The organism is Phreatobacter stygius (assembly GCF_005144885.1).
Lineage (GTDB): Bacteria > Pseudomonadota > Alphaproteobacteria > Rhizobiales > Phreatobacteraceae > Phreatobacter > Phreatobacter stygius.
The window spans coordinates 7,215,635-7,240,488 of the sequence record NZ_CP039690.1; the positions used below are offsets into that span (position 1 = coordinate 7,215,635).

General features: G+C 65.3%; 26 protein-coding genes and 2 tRNA genes. 15 read left to right on the forward strand and 13 right to left on the reverse strand.

The genetic code is table 11. From position 1 onward, the window contains the following. Positions 1-3: 3 nt before the first annotated feature. On the reverse strand, positions 4-345 hold the full coding sequence (locus E8M01_RS34210; protein WP_136964259.1) for a hypothetical protein: 342 nt from the start codon (positions 343-345) through the stop codon (positions 4-6). A 110-nt stretch (positions 346-455) separates the two neighbouring features. Here E8M01_RS34210 and E8M01_RS34215 point away from each other — a divergent pair, with 110 nt between their 5' ends. The 10 genes from E8M01_RS34215 (at position 456) to E8M01_RS34260 (ending at position 8,974) form a co-directional block, all read left to right on the forward strand. Further along, positions 456-704, forward strand: a complete 249-nt coding sequence (locus E8M01_RS34215; RefSeq protein WP_136964260.1) for a helix-turn-helix domain-containing protein — start codon at positions 456-458, stop codon at positions 702-704. Further along, positions 704-1,003, forward strand: coding sequence for a hypothetical protein (locus E8M01_RS34220; protein WP_136964261.1), 300 nt, complete (start codon positions 704-706; stop codon positions 1,001-1,003). Before E8M01_RS34215 ends, E8M01_RS34220 begins: the two co-directional genes overlap by 1 nt. A gap of 142 nt (positions 1,004-1,145) precedes the next feature. Then, entirely contained in the window at positions 1,146-2,534 is a 1,389-nt protein-coding gene (locus E8M01_RS34225; protein ID WP_136964262.1) for a hypothetical protein, read from the forward strand. Between the two features lie 128 nt (positions 2,535-2,662). Beyond that, positions 2,663-3,049 (forward strand): hypothetical protein, encoded by a 387-nt coding sequence (locus E8M01_RS34230; RefSeq protein ID WP_136964263.1) that lies wholly within the window; start codon positions 2,663-2,665, stop codon positions 3,047-3,049. A gap of 70 nt (positions 3,050-3,119) precedes the next feature. Next, complete coding sequence (locus E8M01_RS34235) at positions 3,120-5,579, forward strand: hypothetical protein (RefSeq protein WP_136964264.1); 2,460 nt, start codon at positions 3,120-3,122, stop codon at positions 5,577-5,579. Positions 5,580-5,590: 11 nt separating this feature from the next. Beyond that, positions 5,591-5,920 carry a hypothetical protein gene (locus tag E8M01_RS34240; protein WP_136964265.1) on the forward strand — a complete coding sequence of 110 codons (330 nt, stop codon included), beginning with the start codon at positions 5,591-5,593 and terminating at the stop codon, positions 5,918-5,920. 118 nt (positions 5,921-6,038) lie between these two features. Further along, positions 6,039-6,266, forward strand: a complete 228-nt coding sequence (locus tag E8M01_RS34245) for a helix-turn-helix transcriptional regulator (protein WP_136964266.1) — start codon at positions 6,039-6,041, stop codon at positions 6,264-6,266. Continuing rightward, positions 6,266-6,742, forward strand: coding sequence for a hypothetical protein (locus E8M01_RS34250; protein ID WP_136964267.1), 477 nt, complete (start codon positions 6,266-6,268; stop codon positions 6,740-6,742). The genes E8M01_RS34245 and E8M01_RS34250 overlap by 1 nt, the downstream gene beginning before the upstream one ends. Then, positions 6,739-8,715: a DUF927 domain-containing protein gene (locus E8M01_RS34255; RefSeq protein WP_136964268.1), complete on the forward strand. Its 1,977-nt coding sequence runs from the start codon at positions 6,739-6,741 to the stop codon at positions 8,713-8,715. The genes E8M01_RS34250 and E8M01_RS34255 overlap by 4 nt, the downstream gene beginning before the upstream one ends. Continuing rightward, on the forward strand, positions 8,708-8,974 hold the full coding sequence (locus E8M01_RS34260; protein ID WP_136964269.1) for a hypothetical protein: 267 nt from the start codon (positions 8,708-8,710) through the stop codon (positions 8,972-8,974). The genes E8M01_RS34255 and E8M01_RS34260 overlap by 8 nt, the downstream gene beginning before the upstream one ends. Positions 8,975-9,162: 188 nt before the next feature. Here E8M01_RS34260 and E8M01_RS34265 read toward each other — a convergent pair whose 3' ends face one another. Continuing rightward, positions 9,163-9,717 (reverse strand): recombinase family protein, encoded by a 555-nt coding sequence (locus tag E8M01_RS34265; protein ID WP_136964270.1) that lies wholly within the window; start codon positions 9,715-9,717, stop codon positions 9,163-9,165. Positions 9,718-10,128: 411 nt separating this feature from the next. Between E8M01_RS34265 and E8M01_RS34270 the strand changes: the two genes are divergently transcribed. Further along, entirely contained in the window at positions 10,129-11,370 is a 1,242-nt protein-coding gene (locus E8M01_RS34270; RefSeq protein ID WP_136964271.1) for a hypothetical protein, read from the forward strand. Between the two features lie 87 nt (positions 11,371-11,457). Here E8M01_RS34270 and E8M01_RS34275 read toward each other — a convergent pair. From E8M01_RS34275 to E8M01_RS34300, 6 genes are all read right to left on the reverse strand, one after another. Continuing rightward, positions 11,458-11,534 (reverse strand) — tRNA-Arg (locus E8M01_RS34275). Between the two features lie 80 nt (positions 11,535-11,614). Next, a complete protein-coding gene (locus E8M01_RS34280) occupies positions 11,615-11,920 on the reverse strand; it encodes an ETC complex I subunit (protein ID WP_136964272.1) in 306 nt (101 codons plus the stop codon). A gap of 28 nt (positions 11,921-11,948) precedes the next feature. Next, positions 11,949-12,025, reverse strand: a tRNA-Pro gene (locus tag E8M01_RS34285). 63 nt (positions 12,026-12,088) lie between these two features. Further along, positions 12,089-12,550, reverse strand: coding sequence for a DUF192 domain-containing protein (locus E8M01_RS34290; RefSeq protein WP_136964273.1), 462 nt, complete (start codon positions 12,548-12,550; stop codon positions 12,089-12,091). Between the two features lie 19 nt (positions 12,551-12,569). Further along, positions 12,570-13,178, reverse strand: coding sequence for a cold-shock protein (locus tag E8M01_RS34295; RefSeq protein WP_136964274.1), 609 nt, complete (start codon positions 13,176-13,178; stop codon positions 12,570-12,572). A gap of 155 nt (positions 13,179-13,333) precedes the next feature. Then, a complete protein-coding gene (locus E8M01_RS34300; RefSeq protein ID WP_136964275.1) occupies positions 13,334-14,116 on the reverse strand; it encodes an SIR2 family NAD-dependent protein deacylase in 783 nt (260 codons plus the stop codon). A gap of 38 nt (positions 14,117-14,154) precedes the next feature. On the opposite strand from E8M01_RS34300, the gene E8M01_RS34305 reads away from it, so the two are divergent. The 3 genes from E8M01_RS34305 (at position 14,155) to E8M01_RS34315 (ending at position 16,386) form a co-directional block, all read left to right on the forward strand. Beyond that, on the forward strand, positions 14,155-14,616 hold the full coding sequence (locus E8M01_RS34305) for a VOC family protein (protein ID WP_136964276.1): 462 nt from the start codon (positions 14,155-14,157) through the stop codon (positions 14,614-14,616). Positions 14,617-14,620: 4 nt separating this feature from the next. Then, positions 14,621-15,790, forward strand: a complete 1,170-nt coding sequence (locus E8M01_RS34310) for an aminotransferase (protein WP_136964277.1) — start codon at positions 14,621-14,623, stop codon at positions 15,788-15,790. A gap of 107 nt (positions 15,791-15,897) precedes the next feature. Further along, the gene (locus tag E8M01_RS34315) at positions 15,898-16,386 is read left to right on the forward strand and encodes a GNAT family N-acetyltransferase (RefSeq protein ID WP_136964278.1); all 489 of its coding nucleotides are present in this window, start codon (positions 15,898-15,900) and stop codon (positions 16,384-16,386) included. Positions 16,387-16,394: 8 nt separating this feature from the next. Here the strand turns inward: E8M01_RS34315 and E8M01_RS34320 are convergent, their stop codons facing one another. From E8M01_RS34320 to E8M01_RS34330, 3 genes are all read right to left on the reverse strand, one after another. Further along, complete coding sequence (locus E8M01_RS34320) at positions 16,395-16,802, reverse strand: VOC family protein (protein WP_136964279.1); 408 nt, start codon at positions 16,800-16,802, stop codon at positions 16,395-16,397. Between the two features lie 18 nt (positions 16,803-16,820). Further along, on the reverse strand, positions 16,821-20,255 hold the full coding sequence (gene dnaE / locus E8M01_RS34325; RefSeq protein WP_246088529.1) for a DNA polymerase III subunit alpha: 3,435 nt from the start codon (positions 20,253-20,255) through the stop codon (positions 16,821-16,823). A 505-nt stretch (positions 20,256-20,760) separates the two neighbouring features. Continuing rightward, on the reverse strand, positions 20,761-21,345 hold the full coding sequence (locus E8M01_RS34330; RefSeq protein ID WP_136964281.1) for a hypothetical protein: 585 nt from the start codon (positions 21,343-21,345) through the stop codon (positions 20,761-20,763). 243 nt (positions 21,346-21,588) lie between these two features. Between E8M01_RS34330 and E8M01_RS34335 the strand changes: the two genes are divergently transcribed. Beyond that, positions 21,589-22,554, forward strand: a complete 966-nt coding sequence (locus E8M01_RS34335; protein ID WP_136964282.1) for an AraC family transcriptional regulator — start codon at positions 21,589-21,591, stop codon at positions 22,552-22,554. Positions 22,555-22,675: 121 nt separating this feature from the next. On the opposite strand, the gene E8M01_RS34340 is transcribed toward E8M01_RS34335, so the two are convergent. Together E8M01_RS34340 and E8M01_RS34345 are read right to left on the reverse strand one after the other, a co-directional pair. Then, on the reverse strand, positions 22,676-23,374 hold the full coding sequence (locus E8M01_RS34340; protein WP_136964283.1) for an ABC transporter ATP-binding protein: 699 nt from the start codon (positions 23,372-23,374) through the stop codon (positions 22,676-22,678). After that, positions 23,367-24,635: a lipoprotein-releasing ABC transporter permease subunit gene (locus tag E8M01_RS34345; RefSeq protein ID WP_136964284.1), complete on the reverse strand. Its 1,269-nt coding sequence runs from the start codon at positions 24,633-24,635 to the stop codon at positions 23,367-23,369. Before E8M01_RS34345 ends, E8M01_RS34340 begins: the two co-directional genes overlap by 8 nt. Positions 24,636-24,854: the final 219 nt, after the last annotated feature.

Sequence of the window (24,854 nt, forward strand, 5' to 3'; positions counted from 1 at the left end):
GGATCAGGCGGCCAAGCCGCGCTCGGCGGCGAGCAGGTTGCGAAGGCCCACGCGCCGGCCGAAGTCGCGGCTGGCGTAGAGGCGGGCATAGGCATGGCTCGATGCGCCGCGCCTGGCCTGAGCCGCGGCGCGCATCTCCTCGAGGCGCAATGCGTGGGCGAGCTTCTCGACCACCTCGTCGCGGCTCTCGGCGACCCGTACTCCGATGAACTGGCGCAACACAGCGAGCGGCGTCACCGGGCGTGCCTTCGCCTCCGCCCATGCCATGCGCAGCGCTTCGGCGAAGGCCTCACGTGAGAACGGGCGCGGGCCGGCGCCGCGGTAGAGGCTCCAGGCCCGGACCATGATCGACTTGAGCGGGGCGGCGCATTAAATAGAACCTTGTGTGAACCTGATATCGTTGATATGAATTCACTCTATCGATGTCAACATCAAAAGCTCAAGGTAATATCAAAATGAGCCTTCTGGCCTCGCAATGCCGGGCTGCCCGTGCTCTCTTGGCGTGGTCGCAAGACGATCTTGTCGGCGCGTCCAAGGTGACCAAGTCGACGATTGCCAATTTCGAGGCCGGCAAACGTAACCCCTACGAGCGGACGCTCGATGATTTGCGGGCGGCGTTCGAAGCCGCCGGAGTCGAGTTCATCGGCGCGGGGACCGCGAGCCCTGAAGGCGGCGCCGGCGTGCGACTGAAGGGGGGCGCGTGATGACGTGGAACTATCGCATGGTCCGTCGTGCGGACGGGTCGGGGTTCGCCTTATTCGAGGTCTTTTACAACGATGCCGGGGGCGCGACGGCAATGTCGGCGCGGCCTGCGACACTCGATGTGACGGCAGAAGAAGGGCCAGAGCGCCTTATCCGCGAGATCGAACTTGCGCTTGAAGATGCGCGGACGCTCGGCGTGATCGATGAGGCCGCGATCCTGGCGAATGCCAAGGCGCGCGATGCAGACGGAACGGGCGTGCAGCTGGATAGCGGCACCGGAGGGGCTCATGGAACGGAGTGAGCGCCCGATCGTCCGGGTCGAGCCAGGCGGCGCTCTGTCCTTGGAGTTTCCGGGCCCAAACGCATATCCAGCCTATGGACGCTCATTTGGGCGCTTCTTGCGGCAATGTACTCGGCTTGGCGAACGGCTCATCCAGTCAGAGTTGACCAATCGTAGCGTTGAGCGCCTGCCGCCTTCGCTCGCCATATTCCACGAAGATAACGCCCAGAAGGCGCTGTCCGGTGAGCTCGCGCTTCTGCGGCGCGGGTGGCTCGATATCTGGGAGTTCCAGAGGCTCCACCATGACACTTGGCTCGAGACGCTGGGGTCGTCGCGTGCGCTATCCGCTGTCCGATCAATATTTCCAGACGCCGTCCGCCCATCGGCCGAAACTTTCCCCGACTGGCGGGCCTTGACTGTCTTGCCAAAGCTGCCCGCTGCGCTGGCTGTGAACCGCCTCGCCGCAGGGGCGATGCTTGCTTACCGCTTTGAGACTGACGGCAAGATTGGCGAGCTCGTGTCGCGCCAGAAATGGGCGGCGATCGAGGAGGGCACGCTCGTTGCCGCAGACAAGCTGTTCACCCGGAATCGAATTCCGGCTGAAGGTGGTGAAGTGAATTTCATGGTGGCTTCGGAGAAAATTGCTTCAGAGATCATAGGCCATGGTGTGTGGGTGACTTCCCCTCTCGAGGCTGTTTGCGCCGACTTGCCACTCCCTGCCGATTTCCTTTGGGACTGCACACTCAAAGATGCCTACCGGCGTCTCGTTCTCTCGGATCTTGATTTGGTCTCGGCGATCGTCGGCGCGGAAGTCATGAACAATGGTGGCCTGCGCCAGTGGGGCGGCGAAATATTCGGGACCGATGACTTTGATGCACCCGTGAGGTTCGGTGGACCGGCGGCCGATCTGTTGCGGCTACTTCGGGCTCCAACAAGGCGCCCGCCCGATCTCTCTGTGCCCCTTGGCGAACGTGAATGTATCGATTTCCTGAAGTCCTTCGTGGGCTCGACGAACGAGTATGACTCAGGCGATGCGTGGATCGAGATATTCGCCAATCGACATTCTATGTTCTTCAGGTGCCTCGGCGCCGGGAAACTAAGGAGCCACGGCCGTGCCTCCGGGGCGACATCCGGGATAGGAATCGACAAAGCGATCTGGGAGGAAGAGCGAGCCACATTTGATCTCGTCACGGGTGATCTTTCGACCGGTGATGGCCTGACGTGGCGCTCCATTACTGTGCAACGGGGAAACGAGCCTTCAACGGGCGAGATGGGTACGGTCGCGCCTCCGTATGCGAATAGCGCGGCGCCGAGCGCCGGCAAGCGGCTCAATCAGCATGATCGAATGGTCGCCATACTGGAAAACTACTACCGGGATGACCCACTAGACAGGAAGGGCCCCGAAAAGATACGCGATATGCTTGGCCCTCGCGGCCGCAACGATCCTGATTTCGTCGCGATGAGCCCGGTCGATAGCGTCATAGATGAGGCGCTTAGTGCACATCGTGATAGAATAGACCCCAATAGAAAAACCCGCCGCGGCGACTTATAGGGCCAAGTTCGCGATGGACATTGGGCGAATTCGCCCATGATTTTGGGCGTATTCGCCCATGCATTGCGTAGCTTGCGCGGTCACCATGCCGCCCATCGCCCGCTTTTGGGCCTGTATGGGAGCCGCGAATGCCGCGCAAAACGATCACCATCAACCTTTCTCAGTCGGTGATGACGCACAAAGGTCTCGTGTCAATCATCACCCTTCAAGAGCCGCTCGCCGGCGACTATTTCGCCCTCGGCGACCCCTTCACGATCGCGTCATCCCCGCAGGGCAACCCGTTCTATGTCGAGGAACCGGAGCGGATCGCTGCCTATTTGGATCGCTGTGTGATCGGTGACGTTGGACCGGATCGGGTTGCGACCCTTGGTCTGCACGACGCCATGGCGATCAAGGAAGGGCTACTGAGTTTTTTCCGGCACGGCGGCGAGGCGGCCGCGGGCTCGAAGACGCAGCCGACGAACTCGTCTTCTCAAACGTCGCAGCCGTCGACCCCGGCCGGATCGGCGGCCTGAGCATCTCCGAAGTATTGTACTGGCATCGGCGCGCCGTGAAGTGGCGCCAAGTGCATGATCGGGAGCGTTGATGGGCAAGATTATCGAAGCGACCGCGATTATCTCCGCGGAAGATCGCACCGCCGGTGCGATCGATAGCGTTGTAAGGCGGCTCAATACGCTGAACGCTGCAATGAAAAGTGCGCTGAAGGTCGATGGCGCATCTGGCTCGCAAAGCTTTGGCCGGCAGGCGGCTGACGTCGACAAAATGTCAAACGCATTGCGCCGCCAGGCCACCGAGGTTGACCGCCTGGCGGCTTCGTACCGGGCGCTCGAATCGGCCCGCGCAGGTCGTGGCGACAGCGCTGGGCGCACCTCGGCGATTGATGCAGAAATCGCCAAGCTTCGCGAGCTTCAGAGGGCCCGACAACAGGCAGCGCAGGTGCCTGCATCGGTGCCGTCGTCCGGCCGCATCCCACAGCGGTTGCCCCCGCACCTGCCGCCCCCTCATCGCCTGCCGGCACCTGGCCTGCCAATGGGCGGGCCGTCGATCGCGCCCGGATCGACGACCGTCAGGAATGCGGCGCGTGAAGGCTTCGACGAGGCCGCTACGCCTGCTCAAGTTGAAACTCTGATGCGCGCGAGGGGGGATATTTCTGAGGACGACATAAAGAAGGCGCGCGCGCTCTCGAACAGGATGTCGGGCGAGATCCGGTCATTTTCATCGGCGCAACACTTTCAAGCCATCCATTCAGCCATGGCCGTTTTTGGCGACTTGAACAGGGCGATGGAGGCGGCGCCGGAGTTGCAGCGCGCGAATGCCTTCATCGAAGCCCTGAAAGATCGATACGAGTCCTTGCGGCCGTTCTCGGGCGGTACGTCAACCAAGGATTTCGCTCGCACTTTTGACATCATGGGTGCCACGGACAACGCCGCCAGAATGCGAGTTCTGAGTGGCGCCATTATTCGGGGCGTGCAGTCGTCTTCTGGCGACGTGACGCCTACCGATTATCTCGGCACTCTGAAGTACGCCCGGAGTCATCGGTACGGGTACTCTAACGATTTTCTTCAAAACTACCTGCCGGGCATCATCGGAGATGCGAAGTTTCGCGGCGGCGGCGCTACGTCTGCCGGTACAGGGCTCGCGGCTCTGGGTGATCAATTTTTCAATCTCCGGGCGCCCGATCGCGCAAAGCTCGAAATGGAGCGACTTGGGCTCATCGAAGGTTCCTTCGATCGCGCGCGCCCGGACGGTCGCATCCGAGGCCGCGGCACCGCACGAGTGAGGGGCGCCGATGTTCTGGCGCAAAATCCGCAGCAGTGGGCCACCCAATTTCTACTGCCGCTGATCGAGCCCCAAGGCGGGCCGCTCAGTGGCGACGAAGCCCAAGACGCACCGCGTGTGAACGAGGCGATTGGACGCATCACCGGTAATCGGGTCGCGGCCGATTTCCTGTCGTCGATGATTCTGCAGCGCGGTGAGCGCGAGCGCGACGCACGAATTGCCCGAGGGATGCCTGGCATCGAGAGCTTGCCGACGCTCGAACAGGGGCCCGTTGCCTCACTGCAAAATTTGAGCGCGGCGACCAAGGATTTTCTGGGATCGATTTCCGAACCGCTCGTCCAGCCCGCCATATCGGGCATGCGGCTGCTCGGCGAAGCGCTTCGCAAAATGTCACAGTGGAATAGGGAGAATCCTGAAGCCGCGGCGACATTGGGGACGACGGCAACGATTGGCGGGGCGATCGCAAGCACGGTCGCGGGCCGCGCGGCTTGGCAGTGGTGGCAAGGGGGACGCAACGTCCCGACAATCGGCCCCACGCAGCCGCCTGGCGGACCCTTGCCGCCGAATTCGCCGCGCTTTGCCCCCGGTCCGATTACCGTCCCGCCGGCGGCCTCTGGCGGTTCGCTCATTGGCAATCTTGCGCGCGGCGCCTTTCGCCTCGCTGGGCCTGCCATGGTCGCCTACACAATCGCGGACACGGCACGGAATGTCGCCCGCGGCGATGTGGCGACCGAGGGAGCGAAGACAAACTTCCGGGCCGATGAGGCGATGGCCAGGCTACGCTTGCTCCGGAACGAGTCGAATCTGCTTTCCGTCGCAAACCCAGGGGCGGCCGGTTTTGAAGATCGCGTTTCGCGCGCCCGTGCGGCACTCGATGAAATCGATTCTAGCGTTGCTCGAACGCGGCAGCGACCGGACCAGACACCGGTTTCGCGCCAAGGCCTCGACAACGCGGCGGCCTTGGCTGGCGCGATCCGGGACATCCTGAATCGGATCGAACTGCCGGGCAATCGCAGCAAGGCGGGTGACGGCCAGACGCAAGGAACCCTGCAGCCGGCCGCACCTGTCAGCGTCACAGGCAACGTCGAGCTTCGCCAGCAGCATCAGCATCAATTCGATGTGCGCTTCAACACGGAGATGCTGCGTGGCGAGGTTCGGTCGATCGTGCGCGAAGAGGTTTCGCGCATCCCGTTGAACAGCAATGGCCCCGGTTCGACAGGGGGCTCGATGACTGAAGCCGCACCGGGCGGCAACACCGGACAGTAGGAGGCAAGCGGATGTACGAGATACAGGAAATCAAGGAAGCTCTTGCCTACCTCAAGGTGAGGGTCGCGGTCAGTGAGGCCGTTCTTGACGCAGTCATTCAGATAGCCGGCCGTGTCGTCATCGATCCCGCGAGCCGCGCCGCATTCGCTGGCGCCATCTTTGACGAGCTCCGGTTCGTACCGGGCGGAGATATTGACCCCGCGACGCGAATGGCCTCTGAAGCTCTGGCCTTGCAATGCCACAGCGCCGCCAAAGCCTGGCGCGATCGGGTTGAATCGCTCCTCACAGAGGTAGTCTGTGAGGGCGTCCAGGCGGCAAGCGGCGGCGATCGTCCGAACTGAAATCGGCTTTTGGGCGATTTGACCCGCGAGTTTGGGCGATCTCGTCCATGCATTGCGTAGCATATGCCCTCAATATCCCCCCCCATCACACGCCAACGTGGCAGATGGGAGAAAGCAAATGGCATCCGATGAATGGCTCTCGGCCCGGCAAGTCTCTGAACGCTATGCCATAAGAAAGAGTTACCTCGACAAATTGAGAGTTCGCGGCGGCGGTCCGGTCTATTGCAAACTCGGCCCGAAGCTCGTGCGCTATTACGCCGCCGACATTGACGCTTGGTTCGCGTCCAGTCGGCGCGCAAATACTTCCTCCGTTACTTCTGAGGCGCAAATCGCGGGTGCCGCCTGATGGCTCGTCGACCGGTTCTTGATGCCCGGACACGGGCGGCGATCCTGCTGGAAATGCGCATGTGCGTCTCAGGCGCACCGCGGGCCCTTTCGGCGCATATGACGCGTGTCGAACGGCTGTTTGCCGGTTTCGAACGCGAAGCGCTGATGGCGCTCGCCGGCGCAGAGGAATTCGATGTGCGGCCGGACGGCGCCGCGCGGTTCATGGTGCCGGTGTCTCGCAGTTTTCGCAATGCTCGGCCGTGGCCGGTGGGGTCCGAGGCCTGGTTTGAATGGCACCCGAACGCTGATCGATGGGCCTCCGAATTCGCCGCAGGTCGCGGACTCCTCGCGGGCGCGTCCCATATCCACCGCATTCGGCACGCCGGCACTCTCGCCACCCTGGGCGAGGGTGAGGGGCCGATCGCCAGCTATCACCGTCTCGCCGCGTTCTGGGCCGTGGCAGTGCTTGCCCAGGCCGGGATGCGCCCTGCATGACCAAGCGCATCAAGGACAGGAGCGGCTCGGGGTCGGTTCCGCCCAAAGGCGACGGCGAGAGCCCGGCACACGACCGGCTCGCCGAGATTGCCGCTCTGATCGAAGCCGACGACCCTTCTGATGAAGGCCTCCCCGTCACATCCTCGCCTTCGCTCGCGGTCGGGGCCTTCGATGCGGCCGAAGGCGCGACGAAGACAGATGGGGCGCCTTCGGCCGCGCCAGTGGCCTCCCCGGGCCCATCCAGCGCCTTGGGAACCGGGCTGCGCAAGGATGATGTCGTCTGGCCATGGGGCTTTGCAATGCGTGCCGATGGCCTGTACTGGGCGCCGCCTACCACTCCTCAGGAATCGCAGCGGATCTCCGCGCCCTTCGAAGTGCGCGGCCTCGGTCGATCAGAGGACGGTGAGCATTGGTGCACCGTGATCCGCTTCGCGGACCCCGATGGCGGTTCACATGATATCGTGATTGGCCATGCCGATCTTGCCGGTGACGGCGCCGAGGTCCGGCGGCGGTGCTCTGATGGCGGCCTTTGGATCAGCACCGCGCGCGGGGCGCGGGAGAGGTTCGCGGCGGCGCTCGCCGGGTGCTCGACGGGCCGGCGCGTGCTTCTCGCCTCTCGCCTTGGCTGGCACCAGGCAGGGGATCTGTTCGTTTTGCCCGATGGCTCGATCCGTCTCGACGGTCGCGACGCCGTCCATTTCGAGGGCGCGCGCGGCACCCATTTTGGACAGAGCGGCGCGCTCGATTCCTGGAAGCAGGAGGTCGCCGCCCTCGCTGTGGGGCAGGACCGGCTTTTGCTCTCGCTCGGGGTCAGCCTGTCTGGCCCGGTGCTGGCCCCGCTGGGTCTAGACGGCGGCGGCGTGCACCTCTTCGGATCGTCGAGTGTCGGCAAGACGTCCGCCTTGCTGATGGGCGGGTCCGTTTGGGGCGGCGGCGGCCCACTCGGCTTCGGGCAACTCTGGCGCATCACAGCCAATGCGCAGGAGGGCATTGCCGCGGCGCATAACGATTGCCTTCTCGCGCTTGATGAGGTTGGCACCTGCCCGCCGGCGGAGCTCGAAGCCGCGAGCTATGTGCTCGCCGGCGGTCAGGGCAAAGCCCGCATGCGATCGGATGCGACCCTGAAGCCCCGCCAGCGCTGGCGCATTGCGATCTTGTCGACGGGCGAGGTCACGCTCAGGTCAAGGATCGCCGAGGGGCGCGCGCAAGTGCGCGGCAAGGCGGGGCAAGAGGCGCGCATCATCGACCTGCCGGCCGATGCGGAGAAGGGCTTCGGGCTGTTCGATCACGCCGGCCCGGATGGCGATCCAGCCTCGCTCTCCAAGCGCATCAAGGGCGCCACGTCCAAGCACTACGGAACCGCAGGCCCGGCCTTTATCCGTGCTTTCCTCGAGGATCGCGAACCGGCGACGAAGGCCTTGGTGGGGCTGCTTGCCAAGTTCAAGCGCGAGCATGTGCCTCAGAGCGCGGATGGCCAGGTGGGCCGGGTCGCGGAGCGGTTCGCTGTCGCGGCGGCGGCCGGCGAATTGGCTATATCGTTTGGCGTCCTGCCATTCGATGCAGGAGCCATGGAGGGCGCCTGCGGTCGGCTGCTCGCTGTTTGGATCAAGCGCCGCGGCGGGGTCGGCTCGTCTGAGGCGCGTGAGGCCGTCAGCAATGTTCGGCGCTTCCTGCAGGCACATCACATGGCTCGCTTCGCGCGCGATGACAGGGATGAGTCGTGGCGTGCGCAAAACCTTGCCGGCTCCAAGACCGCTGCCGGTGAAGACCAAGTCTTCTATTTTTTCGATAGTGGCTGGGCGGAGGCCATCGGCGGTATCGATCCGCGCACGGCTGCCGATGCCCTGGCCGCGGCGGGCTTCCTGATCCGAGGATCTGACGGGCGCCGCAAGTGCCAAAGGCGCGTCAACGGGGTCCTACAGCGCGTCTACGGGGTCAAGGCGACCATCTTCGAGGGGGAAGAGGATGCTTGACGCCATTCCGTCCGCAACCGAGACGGCAGCCCTTCTCGACACGCTCGCGAGGCGTCGGGGCGTCGATCGGAGATCGACGCCGGCGACGGATGACGAAGCCTTCGCCGAACGCGCGGCGATCATGGAATTCGACGGCGGCCTGCCGCGTACGCTCGCCGAGCGGTTCGCCCGCGCGCTCGTCGCGCTTGGCCCGGCTCCGAATCCGACAGCCATCGCCGACATCGACAGGCAGATTCTGGATGGGGAGCAACGGCGATGACGCCTCGCAGCGACGTTGTCCTCTGGATATCGTTCAACGATCTTGCGCGAGAGCGCGGAGCATCCCGCCAAACCATCGCGAAGCGAATTGCTCGTCTTGCCGAGGTCGGGCTCATCGATCCGCGCCGGGATGTGCGCCGGCCTTCGGGGCGGAATGACCTGAATTCGCACGCTCGCCGCGGTCGAGCTTCAGTGCGTGTCCGCTTGCAGGGCGCGGTAGACCGACGCCCGGGCGATGCCGAGGCGCTTCGCGATGTCGCTGGGCCCGATCTTTTCCTCGGAATGAAGCCGCTTGATCTCGGCGGCATCGATCGAAGGCGGGCGCCCCTTGTAGACACCCGCGGCCTTGGCCTTGGCGATACCTTCGGCCTGACGCTCTTTCCGGAGATTAGTTTCGAATTCGGCGAAGACGCCGAGCATGTCGAGAAAGGCCTTGCCGGCGGCCGTCGATGTGTCGATCGGCTGCTCGGTCGCCCGAAGTGCCACGCCGCGGCGGCGCAGATCGCGAACGATATCCTGAAGATCGCCGATCGAACGGGCGAGGCGGTCGATGCGGGTCACCATCAGCGTGTCGCCTTCGCGAAGGAAGGCGAGCATGGTCGTCAGTTCCTCGCGACCGGTGCGCGTCGTGCCCGACCGCTTCTCCTCACGAACGACAGAGCATCCGGCGGCGCGCAATGCGGCAACCTGGATTTCGCAGTTCTGATCCGAAGTGCTGACGCGGGCATATCCGTAAATGGCCATGGCCGAACCCCTTCCGTCTCTTTTGGGTCTAGACCATTCCGTGATAATGTCTCAGAATTCCAAAGTCAACCCTATTGCGACGCACTTTCTGTCTCATACGAGTGTCGCACCGGGGTTTACCCGAATGAGACACGCCGTACGCCGCAGAAGATGGCGAGGTGGTCATGACCTCGGTCTTCCCAATGTGGCCGGCGGTACTGACCAAAGAGCACGCCGCGACGTATCTCGGGTATGAGACCCCGCGCCACATGCTCAGGGACGTGAGGAGGGGCCGCGCCCCTGGCCCTACGCTCATGCGCGGTCGGACGGCCGTTTGGGTGCGCATCGAAATTGACAAGTGGCTTGCCGCAACAACCGAACCGGACTCAAATAATGAGACGTCGGACCTCGCCGCCCTCATCTGAGCCTGCTGTGCCAAAGAAAACACTGCTGAACCTGGGCAAGTATGTCCGGCCGGTGCGCAAAAAGGGCCGGCTTGTAGGCTATTATTTCAGCCTGCCTGGCTGGGTCTACAAGATCGCGCCGGATGACCCGCGAGGTCCGTGCCCGGTTCGGGGGCAGGCGCTTGGGCTGGATCCGGACATCGCGCGCACGAAAGGCTCGGAGCTTCGTGAGCGGTTCGACACATGGCGCCTCTACGACGGCGAGCCGCAGACCCAAGCAAACACGGCTCCGCGCCGCGGGTCATTCGACTGGCTTGCGGCCGAGTACAAGGCCGACAAGAGGTTCAAGGGGCTCGGCGCGAAGACGCGGAAGAACCACGGCAACAACCTCGCCCTCGTTTCGCGATATTTGCTTAAGAACGGGCAGCGTTTCGGCGATCAGCTCATCTCGGTGATCACACCCAAGGCCGTCGATGCGTTATTCGACGCTTTGATCAAGAAGGGCGACGGCGAGCGCCGGACATCGATCAACAATGCCATGCGGACCTGCCGACGCGCATGGAACGTCGCACACCGCTGCGAACCCTCGGTCGTTCCGAAGGCCAATCCCTTCGCGAAGATGGGCCTGAAGGATGTCTACGATGAGACCACGCCAGCGACCTATGAGCAGTTGCTTGCGTTCATGGCGACCGCCGACGCGAATGACCGCGCTTCGTTGAGCGCCGCTGCTCTGAACGCTTGGGAGTGGCAACAGCGCGAGGTTGACATCTTCGGGCGCTTCCTGGTGACCCACTACCGACCACCGGCCCGGCCAGACATGGTCAGAATTGTCCACTACAAAAACAAGGAGCGGAAAGAGGTCTGGCAGCCGCTATTCGACCCGGCGACCGGTACGCCTCTCTTTCCGGAATTGCAGGCGCGCCTCGACAAGCTCACCGCCGGACGTGACGTCGGCCATGCCTTGTTACGTGATTGGCCCGATGCGACAGCTGGCCGGCCGCTTCCCTGGCCGGCGCCGAAGGGCGGCCTGGACTTCATGATCAAAGAGGTTCGCCGGATCTGCAAACTTGCAGATCTGCCGGAGGAGATCACCTTCGCCTCATTCCGGCACGGCGGCTACACCGAGGGCGGCGACGCCGAACTGACCGATTCAGAGTTCCGGGCGACCAGCGGCAAGGACGCCACCACCCTGCCCCTCTATGTGCATCGAACCGTCAAACAAATCGCCACGGCGCAGAGGAAGCGGCGGGCTGTGCGTGAACAAAACTAGATTCTTTTGTCGTAACGCTGTGTCGTAACGCCCGCGCGCCTGAGAGGGCGACGAATCCGCAAACCCATACAAACGCTGGAAAGTGAATGGCGATCCCGGCAGGGCTCGAACCTGCGACCAACAGCTTAGAAGGCTGTCGCTCTATCCAGCTGAGCTACGGGACCGGATGACTCACTTGGCACGGGCCCCTATGGGCCCGCGGCAACGGCTTGGCAAGATCACGATCAGGATCCGGCCGGGAAACTCAATGCGTCCAGGCGCCCATGCGATTGAACTTGAAATTGTCGGAATAGGCGGCCAGCCGCCGCTTCGGCACCTCGGCCTCGAACACCTCGTAAGCGAGGCCGTTCTTTTCGGCATAGGCGATCGCCTCGTCCTTCGTCGCGAAGTCGAGGCGCAATTGCTGGCGCATATCGGTCGAACTGGTATAGCCCATCAGCGGCTCGACGGTGCGCGGCGTTTCCGGCTCGAAATCGAGCCGCCAGTCCTGGGTCTTGGCCTGACCGGACTGCATCGCGGTCTTGGCGGGTCGGTAGATGCGGGCCACCACGTGAAAGCCTCCCCAAGTGGGCCGGAAATGGTCGGGGCGACTGGATTCGAACCAGCGACCTAGAGTACCCAAAACTCTCGCGCTACCAGGCTGCGCTACGCCCCGACGTCCTCGCAATAGCCGAGCCTCCGGGCCGCGGCAAGCCACGGCGGCGATCCTCGACCATGCTCAGGTTCCAAAAAAGGGGTGTTCGACCAGATCGCCCGCGGACAGGCCGAGCCGGGCGGCCGTGCCGCCGGCAACCTCGAGCACGCCCTTGACCGGACCGGTCGAGGAAATCAACGCCTCGGACAACGGCGTGGTGTTTTCGGCGATGTGGCGAATGGTGCCGTCGGCGCGGATGAACATCATGTCGAGCGGGATATAGGTGTTCTTCATCCACATGCTCACCTCGGTCTCCGCCGGGCCGAAATCGAACAGCATGCCGCGACCATCGGCCAGGTCCCGGCGGAACATCAGGCCGCGTGCGCGCGTCTCGGCGGTATTGGCCAGTTCAAGTGCGAATTCGTGGCGTTGCCCGGACCGGGTGGCGATCACCAGCCGGTTCATGACGCCGCGCGCCAGCGCCAGGCGCGGCGCCACCAGGAAACAGGCCCCCGCGGCCAGCACCGCGCGGCGATCGATCGTCATGGATTGTCCCGTTCAGCGCTCAGTGCGAGGCCGGGAAAGCCGCCCCGTCGGGACGGACCTCGGCGGCCATCAGGCCTTTCGAGCCGTCACCATAACGCACCAGAACCCACTGGCCCGGTCGCAATTCCGTGAGCCCGTAGCGGCGCAGGGTTTCCATATGGACAAAGATGTCGGGCGTGCCCGGGCCGCGCGACAGGAAGCCGAAGCCGCGCAGCCGGTTGAACCACTTCACCTCGGCCCGTTCCAGCCCGCTGGTCGGCGTCACCGAGACATGGGTGCGCGCCGGCGGCATCTGGGAGGGATGAATGGCGGTCGAATCATCCATCGACAGCACACGGAAGGTCTGCAGGCCACGTTGCCGGGCGGTTGCCTCGACCACGATGCGCGCACCCTCATAGGCCGTCTGGAAACCATCGCGCCGGAGGCTGGTGACATGCAGCAGCACATCCGCCCCGCCGCCGTCGGGAACGATGAAACCATACCCTTTGGCCACATCGAACCATTTGATGGTGCCGGAAATCTCGACGAGATCTCCCGGCGCTTCCTCAATGGTCGTCTGGGCATCGACCCGCGCGTGAAGGTTGTTCTTGCCGCCCTGGCCGTCCGGATCCGAACCGTCCGACGTCATCACGCTCACCGCCGCTCTATTGGAACCGTTGGCCCCGGTCCCACCCCGCCTGATTCTCTAACAAAAGGATAACATCGCCCTTGCGGCAGCAAAGCCATAAAATGGCGCCACGTTCCAATTACGAACACATTTGGTGGATGCCGCGTTGCGATCGGTCAGTGAACGCCCGCAATCGCCAGATGTTCCATCAGCTGATCCAGCAAAGTGCCGATGTCGGCTGATATCACCAGGTCGGCGATCTCGTCGAGCGGTGTCGCCTCGCGGTTGATGATGACGAGCCGTGCGCCGCTGCGCTTGGCGGCCACCGGCAGGCCGGCCGCCGGGTGGACCACCAGCGAGGTTCCGATCGCGATGAACAGGTCCGCCTCGACCGACCAGTCGAGCGCCAGGCGCATCTTGTCCTCGGGCATGGCCTGGCCGAACGAAATGGTTGCAGCCTTCACCGGCCCACCGCAGGCCGTGCAGTCGGGCGCCGCGCCGCCGCCGGCGTCGAAGGCCGCCTTGACCCAGGTGAGCTCGTAGCGCCGCGCGCAGTCGAGGCAGGTCGCATAGGTGCCGTTGCCGTGCAATTCGACCAGCCGGTCGTCGGGAACCCCCGACACCTGGTGCAGGTTGTCGATGTTCTGGGTGACGATGCCGGCGAGCCGCCCTGCCCGCACCATGGCCGCGAGCGCCCGGTGGCCGCGGCCGGGCACCGCCGCCTTGAAGCTCTCGTCCATGACGAACTTGCGCCGCCAGGCCTCGGTGCGCGCCGCGCGGCTTGACACGAAGGCCTCGAACGGGATCGGCTTGTTCTTTGTCCACAGGCCGCCCGGCGAGCGGAAATCCGGGATGCCGCATTCGGTCGAAAGGCCCGCGCCGGTAAAGGCCAGCGCACGGCTGGATTGCCTGACGAGGCTTGCCAGATCGGTCGCCGCCGTCTTCAACTCCGCGTCCATTCTCAATCGCCCCTCACATCAGATCAAAGGGAGGTCGCATGCGCTACCTGCACACCATGGTCCGTGTCACCGATCTCGACCAGTCCCTCGATTTCTACTGCAACAAACTGGGTCTTGTGGAGGTTCGCCGCACCGAATCCGAGAAGGGCCGGTTCACTTTGGTGTTCCTGGCGGCCCCGGAGGACCGCAAGGGCGCCGAAACCGCTGGCGCCGCCTTCGGCAGCCGCGGCGCGCCGCTCCTGGAACTGACCTATAACTGGGACCCGGAAACCTATACCGGCGGCCGCAGCTTCGGCCATCTCGCCTATGAGGTCGACGACATCTACGCCACCTGCGACAAGCTCCAAAAGGCCGGCGTGGTGATCAACCGGCCGCCGCGCGACGGCGTCATGGCCTTCGTCCGCTCGCCCGACAACATCTCGATCGAGCTCCTGCAGAAGGGCGAAGCCAAACCGTCAGCCGAACCCTGGGCCTCGATGCCCAATACCGGCGCCTGGTGAGCCCTTGTTCGCCTTGAATCCCGATGTCGTCGATACCGGCACGCCGCCCATTCCGGCAGCGCGCGCCTGGATGACCCGTTACGACGGCGCGCATGGCGCGCCGATCGACCTGTCGCAGGCAGCCCCCGGTTCGGCCCCGCCACAGCCGCTGCTCGACCGGCTCGCCGCCGCCGCCGGCCGGCCCGACACTGCCCGCTACGGCCCGATCCTCGGCGACGATGCGCTGCGGTCGCGTTATGCCGCCGAGGTCAGCACGCTCTATGGCGGCCGGATCGCGGCTGACGACATCGCCATCACCGCCGGCTGCAACCTCGCCTTTCTCGCCGCCGTCCTGTCGGTCGCCCGGGCCGGCGATGCCGTGCTGCTGCCCTCCCCCTGGTATTTCAACCACCAGATGACCTTGAACATGCTCGGCATCGAGGCGCGGCCGCTGGCCTGCGACGCGGCAAGCGGTTTCGTGCCGGATCCGGCCGCAGCCGAAGCGCTGATCGATGCCCGCACCCGCGCCATCGTGCTGGTCACGCCCAACAATCCGACCGGCGCGATCTATCCGGAGGGCGTCATTGCCCGTTTCGCCGCGCTGGCGCGGGCGCGCGGCATCGCGCTTGTTATCGACGAGACCTATCGCGACTTCTTGGGCACCGGCGCCAACCGCGCTCATGGCCTGTTCACCGATCCGGCCTGGCGCGACACGGTGATCCAGCTCTATTCCTTCTCCAAGGCCTATGCGGTGCCCGGCCACCGGGTCGGCGCCATCACCGCCGGACCCGCAGCACTTGGCCAGATCCTGAAAGTCCTCGACAGTTTCCAGATCTGCCCGGCCCGGACGGCCCAAGGTGCGCTTGCCTGGGCGATCGAGGGCCTCAGCGACTGGCGCGCCGCGACGCGTGCCACCATCAATGCCCGGATCCAGGCGTTTCAGGCCGTCCTGCAGGCCTGTCCGGGCTGGACGATCTCATCGATCGGCGCCTATTTCGCCTATGTTCGCCATCCCTTCGGCGACGAGCGCGCCGAACGGGTCGCCGAGGCGCTGGCCACCGGGCGCGGCGTGCTCGGCCTGCCCGGCAGCTATTTCGGTCCGGCGCAGGAAGGCCACCTGCGCTTCGCCTTCGCCAATGCCGACGAGGCCGCCATCGCCACCTTGCCCGCGCGCCTGAAGGAGTTGCGGCTCTAGGCCGCCCTTCGGCCGACCGGCGGAGACGATCGCATGGCTGGAAAATCGACCGCCATTGACCGACAGTGCGACCATCCAGGCTGCGTCTGCGGACGGGAGGCGTTTTGATGCCGGTAGACGTGCGAGCCGCCACGGAGGCTGATCTCGACAGGCTCGTCGAGCTCAATCAGGTGGTTCAGGGTCTCCACGCCGCGCTCTATCCAGGCGATTTCAAGCCGACGGCCGATCCGGTCGAGATGCGGACATTCTTCGCGGCCCGGCTGGATGGACCGCACAGCGCCATCGGCATCGCCGAGACCGACGGCATCCCTGTCGGCTACGTCCTGTTCGACGTGCAGGTGCGCCCGGAAACGCCACTCACTCCGCCGCGGGCCCGCCTCTATGTGCAGCACATCGCGGTCGCAGCGGCGGCGCGTCGTCGTGGCGTTGCCGCGGCCCTGATGCGCTATGTCGAAGGCCGCGCGCTTTTTGAAGGCATCGACGAGATTGCGCTCGATATCTGGTCCGCCAATCTCGATGCGCAGCACTTCTTTGCCGCCCAGGGTTTCGCCGCCTTCAACGTGACGCTGCGCAAGACGCTCGCCGAACCGCGCTGAGGCCGCCGCTAGGCTGGCCCGCCCCAGGTGATCGTCACGGCATCGGCCGAACGGTCGGCCGGACCGTGATAGACCGCCTCGATATTGTTGCCGTCGGGATCAAGGAGGAAGGCGGCATAATAGCCGGGATGGTAGGTCCGTTCGCCCGGGCCACCATTGTCGGTGCCGCCCGCCGCCAGGCCGGCCTGGTACCACCGATCGACGGTGGCGCGATCAGCCGCCTGAAACGCCAGGTGAATGCGGCTAGATTGTTCGCCGACATCGACCCAGAGCTCGTCGGCATGGAAATGCTGGCCGCCGTCGGTGACCTGAATGCCCAGAACATCAAGCACGGCGGTGTAGAAGCGCTTGCTGGCCGCCAGATCGCGCGTTCGCAAATGCACGTGGTCGATCAGTCGTCCGCGTTTCAGCTCCATGGCCTTTGCCTCCTCGCCTCACATCTCCATCACCGCCTGGACGCCAGCCACCGCCTTGATGGCACCGGCGATCTGCGGCGAGACCGCGAAACGGCCGGGCAGCTTCACCTCGACCTCGCTTGCGGCATCGGGCAGGCGCAGCACCAGGCTGACCTCGCCGTCGCCCTTGGCGACCAGGCGCTTGGCGATGCTCTCGATCGCGCCCGGCTCCTCGACGAAAACCCGAAAACCCTTCTGGACCTTGATGGCCGCGGCATCCAGCGGTTCGACGGTGAGGAGCCGGACGCGCACGTCTTCGCCCTGCAGCTCGGCGCCGACCGACAGCAGCACCGCCTGCCCCGGCTCCAGGAGATCGCGATAGAGCGCCAGTCCTTCGGAGAACAGCACCGCCTCGTAATGGCCCGACGCATCCGACAAGGTGACGATGCCCATCTTGTTGCCGGTCTTGGTGCGCCGCTCCTGGCGCGCCGTCACCACCCCGGCGAGCCGGCCGGCGCTGGCGCCGCCGCGCACGCTGCGCGCGAAATCGACGAAGGGTTCGATCCGCAGGCGTTTCAGCGCCGCCTGATAGTCGTCGAGCGGATGGCCCGACAGGAAGAAGCCGATCGCCCTGTATTCCTCGTCGAGCCGGCGCGCCGGCAGCCAGGGTTCGACGTCGGGCACCCGGATCGCCGAAGCCCCGCCCGCGCCGAACAATTCGTCCTGGCCGATCAGCCGGCCCTCGGAACTGCGCTGCGCCTCGGCCAGCACCTGCTCGACCGCTGCCACCGCGCGCGCCCGGTTCGGCTCGAGCGCGTCGAAGGCACCGGCCGATGCGAGGTTTTCCAAAGTCTTGCGGTTCAGCGTCTTCGGGTTGATGCGCTGGGCGAAATCGGCAAGGTCGCGGAACGGCTCGTCGCCGCGCGCCTGGACGATGGCCTCGACGGCCTGCGTGCCAACCCCCTTCACCGCGGCCAGCGCATAGAGCACCCGCCCCTCGGCGACGTCGAAATGCACGCCGGAGCGGTTGACGCAGGGCGGCTCGAGCGTGATGCCGAGCCGGAGCGTCTCGCGCCGGAATTCCGACAGCTTGTCGGTGTTCGACAATTCCAGCGTCATGGAAGCGGCCATGAACTCGACCGGATAGTTCGCCTTCAACCAGGCCGTGTGATAGGATACCAGCGCATAGGCGGCCGCGTGGCTCTTGTTGAAGCCATAATCGGCGAATTTCGCCAGAAGGTCGAAAATCTCGTCGGCCTTGGCCTTGGCCATGCCGCGTTCGGTGCAGCCGGAGACGAAGCGCTCGCGCTGCTTGTCCATCTCGGCCTTGATCTTCTTGCCCATGGCGCGCCTGAGCAGATCCGCCTCGCCGAGCGAATAGCCCGACAGGATCTGGGCGGCCTGCATCACCTGTTCCTGGTAGACGATGATGCCGTGGGTTTCGGCCAGCACCTGCTCGAGCAGCGGGTCGGGATACTCGGCCTTTTCCTGGCCGAGCTTGCGCGCGCAATAGACCGGGATATTGGCCATCGGGCCCGGCCGGTAGAGCGCCACCAGGGCAATGATGTCCTCGAAGCGGCTGGCCTTCATCTCGACCAGCGCCTTGCGCATGCCCTGGCTTTCCACCTGGAACACGCCGACCGTCTCGCCCCGCGCCATCATTTCATAGCTCTTGGCGTCGTCGAGCGGGATGGTGGCGAGATCGACCGCGATGCCGCGCAGCTTGATCAGGTCGATCGCCTTCTGCAGCACGGTCAGCGTCTTCAGGCCGAGGAAGTCGAACTTCACCAGGCCGGCCTGCTCGACCCATTTCATGTTGAACTGGGTGACCGGCATGTCGGTCTTGGGGTCTCGGTAGAGCGGCACCAGTTCGACCAGCGGCCGGTCGCCGATGACCAGGCCCGCGGCATGGGTCGAGGCGTGGCGGTTCAGGCCTTCGAGCTTGACCGCGATATCGAACAGGCGCTTGACCACCGGCTCTTCGTCGCGCGCGGCCTGCAGTTTCGGTTCGCCCTCGATCGCCTTGTCGAGCGTGATCGGCGCCGTCGGGTTCTGCGGCACCAGCTTGCACAGCTTGTCGACCTGGCCATAGGGCATTTCCAGCACCCGGCCGACGTCGCGCAGCACGCCGCGCGCCTGCAAGGTGCCGAAGGTGATGATCTGGGCGACCTGGCTGCGGCCGTAACGCTCCTGGACGTAGCGGATCACCTCGTCGCGCCGGTCCTGGCAGAAGTCGATGTCGAAGTCCGGCATCGACACGCGTTCCGGGTTGAGGAAGCGTTCGAACAGCAGGTTGAAGCGCAACGGATCGAGATCGGTAATGGTCAGCGCATAGGCGACCAGCGAGCCGGCGCCCGAACCACGGCCCGGCCCGACCGGAATGTCGCGCTGCTTGGCCCATTTGATGAAGTCGGACACGATCAGGAAGTAGCCCGGGAACTGCATCTTCTCGATGATCGAGAGCTCGAAATCGAGGCGGTCCTCGTAGGTCTTGACGGTCAGGCCCTCGGCCGGCCCATGGGCGGCGAGCCGGCGCGCCAGGCCTTCCCGCGACTGCCGGTTGAGCTCGGCCACTTCATCGACCGGCTCGCCACCCGGCTCGAGCGAAAAGCGCGGCAGGATCGGCTTGCGCGTGCGCGCCCGATAGTGACAGCGCCGGGCGATCTCGATCGTGCTGTCGATCGCCTCCGGCAGATCGGCGAACAGCGCGACCATCTCGGCCTGCGTCTTGAAACGGTGGTCCGGGGTGAGGTGTTTGCGTTCGGGATCGGCCAGCACCCGGCCGCCGGCGATGCAGCCGAGCGCGTCATGGCTCTCGTAATCGGCGGCGCTGCCGAAATAACATTGATTGGTGGCGACCAGCGGCAGGCCGCGGCCATAGGCCTCGGTGATCAGCGTCGGTTCGACCGCCCGCTCCTCGTCGAGCCCGTGGCGCTGCAGCTCGACATAAAGCCCATCGCCATAGATGGCGGTCAGCCGGTCGAGCCGGGCGCGCGCGAGATCGCTCTGATTGTCGCGCAAGGCCATGTCGATCGGCCCGCGCGGACCGCCGGTCAGGGCGATCAGGCCGCCGGCATGGCGCTGCAAGGCCGCCAGGCCGACGCTCGGGTCGCCGACATCGGTGCTCTCCATGAAGGCCATGGAGGTCAGTGCCATCAGGTTGCGATACCCTTCTTCGCTCATCGCGAGCAGCGCGATCCTCGGCTTGATGCCGCCGAGATTGGGCCGGCGCGGATCGACCTCGCGGTCGGCGAAATCGACGCCCAGCGTCAGTCCGGCGATCGCCTGGATACCGGCGCCGGCCAGCTTGTCGGACAGTTCGAGTGCCGCGAACAGATTGTTGGTGTCGGTCACCGCCAGCGCCGGCATGCGGTCGGCTGCGGCGAGCTTGGCGAGCTTGGCGATGCCGAGCGCGCCTTCGAGCAGCGAGAAGGACGAGTGGACGCGCAGATGTACGAAACGTGGTGGAGCCACGGTCGTCCCTCCCCTTGGCAGTGAGTCTTGGTCACCACCAGCTTTGCCCCGCGCCGCGGCGGCGATCAATCGCCACTGACGCGAAGCTCCCCGCACTTCACAAGCCGCTTGCATCGCGGCCGTCGATAGCGGGCGAATGGCAAGCCGATCAGAGGCCCTGGATTGCCTGTGCCCAGACCGCGACCATGCCGGTGAACAGTCCGAGCGCGGCGAGCGCCGCCATGTCTTCGATGAATGTCCGCACCATCAGTGCCTCCTTCGTCATCCGTTGACCCAGCGATCATGTTCGCAATTTGTTCTCACGACAAGTCATGAGAACAAACAAGCAACCCATGTGGTGAACAAAAACTTCCGCCGGTGCGGCAAGAGGATGTCGGCGCGCTGATGAGACCGGAGCCCGGCGCGTTGGCTGCTGCCTGCGCCTCGACCCTTCCGGATCGACCAGTATGAAAAGCACACGCCACGACAAGGTGTTGGACCATCGTGCGGAATCGCATTGACAGGTTCAGCGCCGGCTGTAGGTGCCGCTCATCTGGTTCTCCGGATCGACCAGCCGCAGCGCCTGTTGGCCGGGCGCGCCGGGGTCGGCGACCAGTTGCCAGGTCAGCGCGCGCGGCGCGAGGTCGCGGGCCTCCAGGTTCCAGGTGCCGGTCAGATCCGGCCGGCAACCGTTCGACGACGTGTAGGTGCCCGACCGCGTCAGGAAGACCAGCGTCGGGCCATTGACCTTGATCGTGCCGCGCTTGCGCGTCAGCGTCCGGATCTGGCCGCAGCCCTCGACGCGCGACGTCTCGACCAGCGCATGTTCGGCCTGCCCGTCGGCTCTGATGGTGAAGGACATGCTGCCGCCGCTATCAGGAGAACAATGGCCGAGCGGGTTGCAATAGTTCCCGATCGCCACGCTGAAGGCCCAGGCGCCGACGAGATCGGCCGGAACGGCCCGATCCGGCACCCCCGTGGCGCGCGCGGCCTGGATCGCGCCGGCCCGGTCCGGCGGCCCGCCGACCCCGAGGAGCCCGATCAGCAACGCCTTGGCGAGTGCCGCCGGCGGTCGGCGCCCGGATGCCCCGGTCCCTCGTCTCCCTGTCACCACGGCCTCGCTTCCCTGGAGGCGTCGCCGGCCTCCTCCCTGGCGCCTGGCGGCAGCCCATCGCGGAGATCGGGGCGCCATTGTTGCAATGACGACACGGCCCGCGTGCCGAAGGCTCGTCGGGCTGAAATGCGCCTTGGCTTCGATACCGCCGGCTTGGCGCTGATCCGCGAGCACCCTAAATAGGACCGGTCGGCCGGACTTGGGCGCAGCGGAACATCGATACGGACAGGACGGCCCTGAATGGACGAATGTGCATCCTTCGGATTCTCGACCCGCAATATCCCGCCGGCCGAGCGCATCGACGTGCTGCGCGAGGTCTATGGCCGGGCCATCCTGCGGGTTGACATCGAGTCGCTGGATGACGATCCGTGCGACATCGAGGTGCAGCTCCGCTCCATGCCGGAGCTGAGCTTTGCGACCGGCACCGCCGCGCGGCAGCGCTGCGCTCATCCGACGGGACTGGCCGACAGCGACGACCTGATCTGGCTCGCCGCCCTGTCCGGCGGCGGGGTCATGCGCCACCGCGGACGGGAGGCCGAGATCAGCGGCGGCGACGCGATCATGACGACGAGCGCGGAAGCCGGCAGCTTCACCTACCGTTCCGACCTGCGCTTCCTGAGCCTGCGCGTGCCGTCGCGCGTGCTGGTGCCGATGGTCGGCGACCTCTCGGGCGTGCTGATGCGCACTTTGCCACGTGACCTCGAGGCACAGCGCCTGCTCATCGGCTATCTCGGGATGCTCCAGGCCATGGACATGCCGTCGGGCCCTGCCCTGCGCCAACAGGTGGCGACCCATGTCCACGACCTCCTGGCGCTCACGCTCGGCGCCAACAGGGATGCCGCCGAAACCGCCAAGGCGAGAGGCTTGCGGGCCGCCCGGCTCGATGCCGTCAAAGCCGACGTCACCAGGCGGCTGGGCGACCCCGGCCTGTCGGTCGAGGCCATCGCCGCGCATCACGGCATTTCCGAGCGCTACGTGCGCAAGCTGTTCGCGGCGGACGGCTCCTCGTTCTCAAACTTCGTCCTGGCCGAACGTCTGGCGCGCGCCCGCCGCATGCTGACCAACCCGCGCCTCGCCGGCCGGTCGATCAGCACGATCGCCTATGATGTCGGCTTCGGCGACCTGTCCTATTTCAACCGCTGTTTCCGCCGCCGTTTCGGCGGAACGCCGTCGGATATCCGCAAGGCTTCGAATTCGGGCGATTGAGACGGCGCTTTTCGCTTCGTCATGGCCGTTGGCTTGTCCCGGCCATCCACGTCTTCCTCGGTCAAGACGATGCGTGGATGGCCGGCCCAAGGCCAGCCATGACGAGCGGGATGGTGACAGCCTAAAGCTCGACCACCAGGCCGTCGCGAATGGTGACGCGCCGGTCCATCCGCGCCGCGAGCTCCATGTTGTGGGTGGCGACCACGGCCGCCAGGCGCGAGGCGCGCACCAGCTGCGTCAGGGCCGAAAAGACATGGTCGGCGGTTTTCGGGTCGAGATTGCCGGTCGGCTCGTCGGCCATCAGCAGGCGCGGCGCATTGGCCACCGCCCGGGCGATGGCGACACGCTGCTGCTCGCCGCCCGACAGTTCCGCCGGCCTGTGGTTCAGGCGCTCGGCAAGACCGAGATAACCGAGCAGTTCGCCGGCCCGGGTCTTGGCTTCCTTCTTGGTCAGCCCGCGGATCATCTGCGGCAGCATGACGTTCTCGAGCGCGGTGAACTCCGGCAGCAGGTGATGGAACTGGTAGACGAAGCCGATCTCGGTGCGGCGGATGCGGGTGCGATCGCTGTCGGCCATGCCCGAGGTCGCGACGCCGCTGACATAGACCTCGCCGGCGTCGGGCGCTTCGAGCAGGCCGGCAATGTGCAGCAGCGTCGATTTGCCGGTGCCCGAGGGCGCGATCAACGCCACGCTTTCGCCGGGCCAGACCGCGAATTCCGCGCCCTTGAGGATATCGAGCGCGGCTTCGCCCTGCTTGTAGCTGCGCTCGACGGCCTTCAGCCAGAGCACCGGCGGTTCTTGTTCGGTCGTTTCACTCATAACGCAGCGCCTCGACCGGATCGAGCTTGGCGGCCCGCCACGATGGATAGAGCGTGGCCAGGAACGACAGGACCAGCGCCATGATCAGCACGGAAAAAGTCTCGCCGGTCGACATGTCGGCCGGAATATTGGTCAGGAAGCGCACGGTCGGGTCCCACAAGGTCGTGCCGGTGACCCAGGAGACGAATTCCTGGATCCTCTCGATATTCAGGCAGACCAGCACGCCGAGCGCGAAGCCGGCGAGCGTGCCGACCACCCCGATCGAGGCGCCGGTGATCAGGAACACCCGCATGATCGAACCGCGCGTCGCCCCCATGGTGCGCAGGATGGCGATGTCGCTGCCCTTGTCCTTGACCAGCATGATCAGGCCCGAGACGATGTTCAGCGCCGCCACCAGCACGATCAGCGTCAGGATCATGAACATGACGTTGCGCTCCACCTGCAGGGCCGAGAAGAACGTCGCGTTGCGCTGGCGCCAGTCGACGAAGAAGGTCGGCCGCTCCACCGCCGCCGAGGCCTCCCGCCGGTAGCGGTCGACCTGGTCGGGATTGTCGGTATAGACCTCGATGCTGGTGGCGTCGCCGTCGCGGTTGAAATAGGCCTGCGCCTCGGCGAAGGGCATGAACACGAAGGCCGAATCATATTCGGTCATGCCGACCTCGAAGATCGCCACGATCGGATAGGCCTTGATCCTGGGCGTCGTGCCCATTGGCGTCGAGGCGCCCTTGGACGAGACCAGGGTGAGCATGTCACCGAGCCTGAGGGAGAGCTGGTTGGCCAGCCTCTGGCCGACCATCACGCCCTCGGTCGTATCGAAATCCTCAAGGCCGCCCTGCTTGATGCTGGACGAGATCAGCGGCAGGCGCCGGAGATCTTGCGCCCGCATGCCGCGCACGATCACGCCGCCGCCGTTGAACGGCGAGGTCGCCAGCGCCTGGCCCTCGACGATCGGCGCCGCCAGCCGGATGCCGGGCACCCGCATCAGGCGCTCGGCGACCTCGGCATAGTCGGTCAGCGGCTGGTCGATCGGCTGCATCACCATATGGCCCTGGACGCCCAGGATCTTGCCCAGCAGTTCCTTGCGGAAGCCGTTCATGACCGCCATCACGATGATCAGGGTCGCCACCCCCAGCATGATGCCGATGAACGAAAAGCCGGCGATCACCGAAATGAAGCCTTCCTTCCGTCGGGCGCGCAGATAGCGCAGCGACAGCATCCATTCGAAGGGCGAGAAAGGTCTTGTTCCGGTTTGATCTGACATCGTGCGTTCGGTTTGGGCGAACCGCGGGCGCGGCTGCGTCCTGCACAAACTATCTGATTCAGGCCTTCTCGCGACCGCCTTCAGGCGGTTTTTCCAAAGCCCATGAAAGCCGCGGCCGATTTGCCTCCGGTTTCAGTTTGAAATTGACCGCTTCGGGCCGGGATGTAGCATCACCGCGCCATTCCCCTATGCCTCTTGGGACATCACGCGAGGGACCGA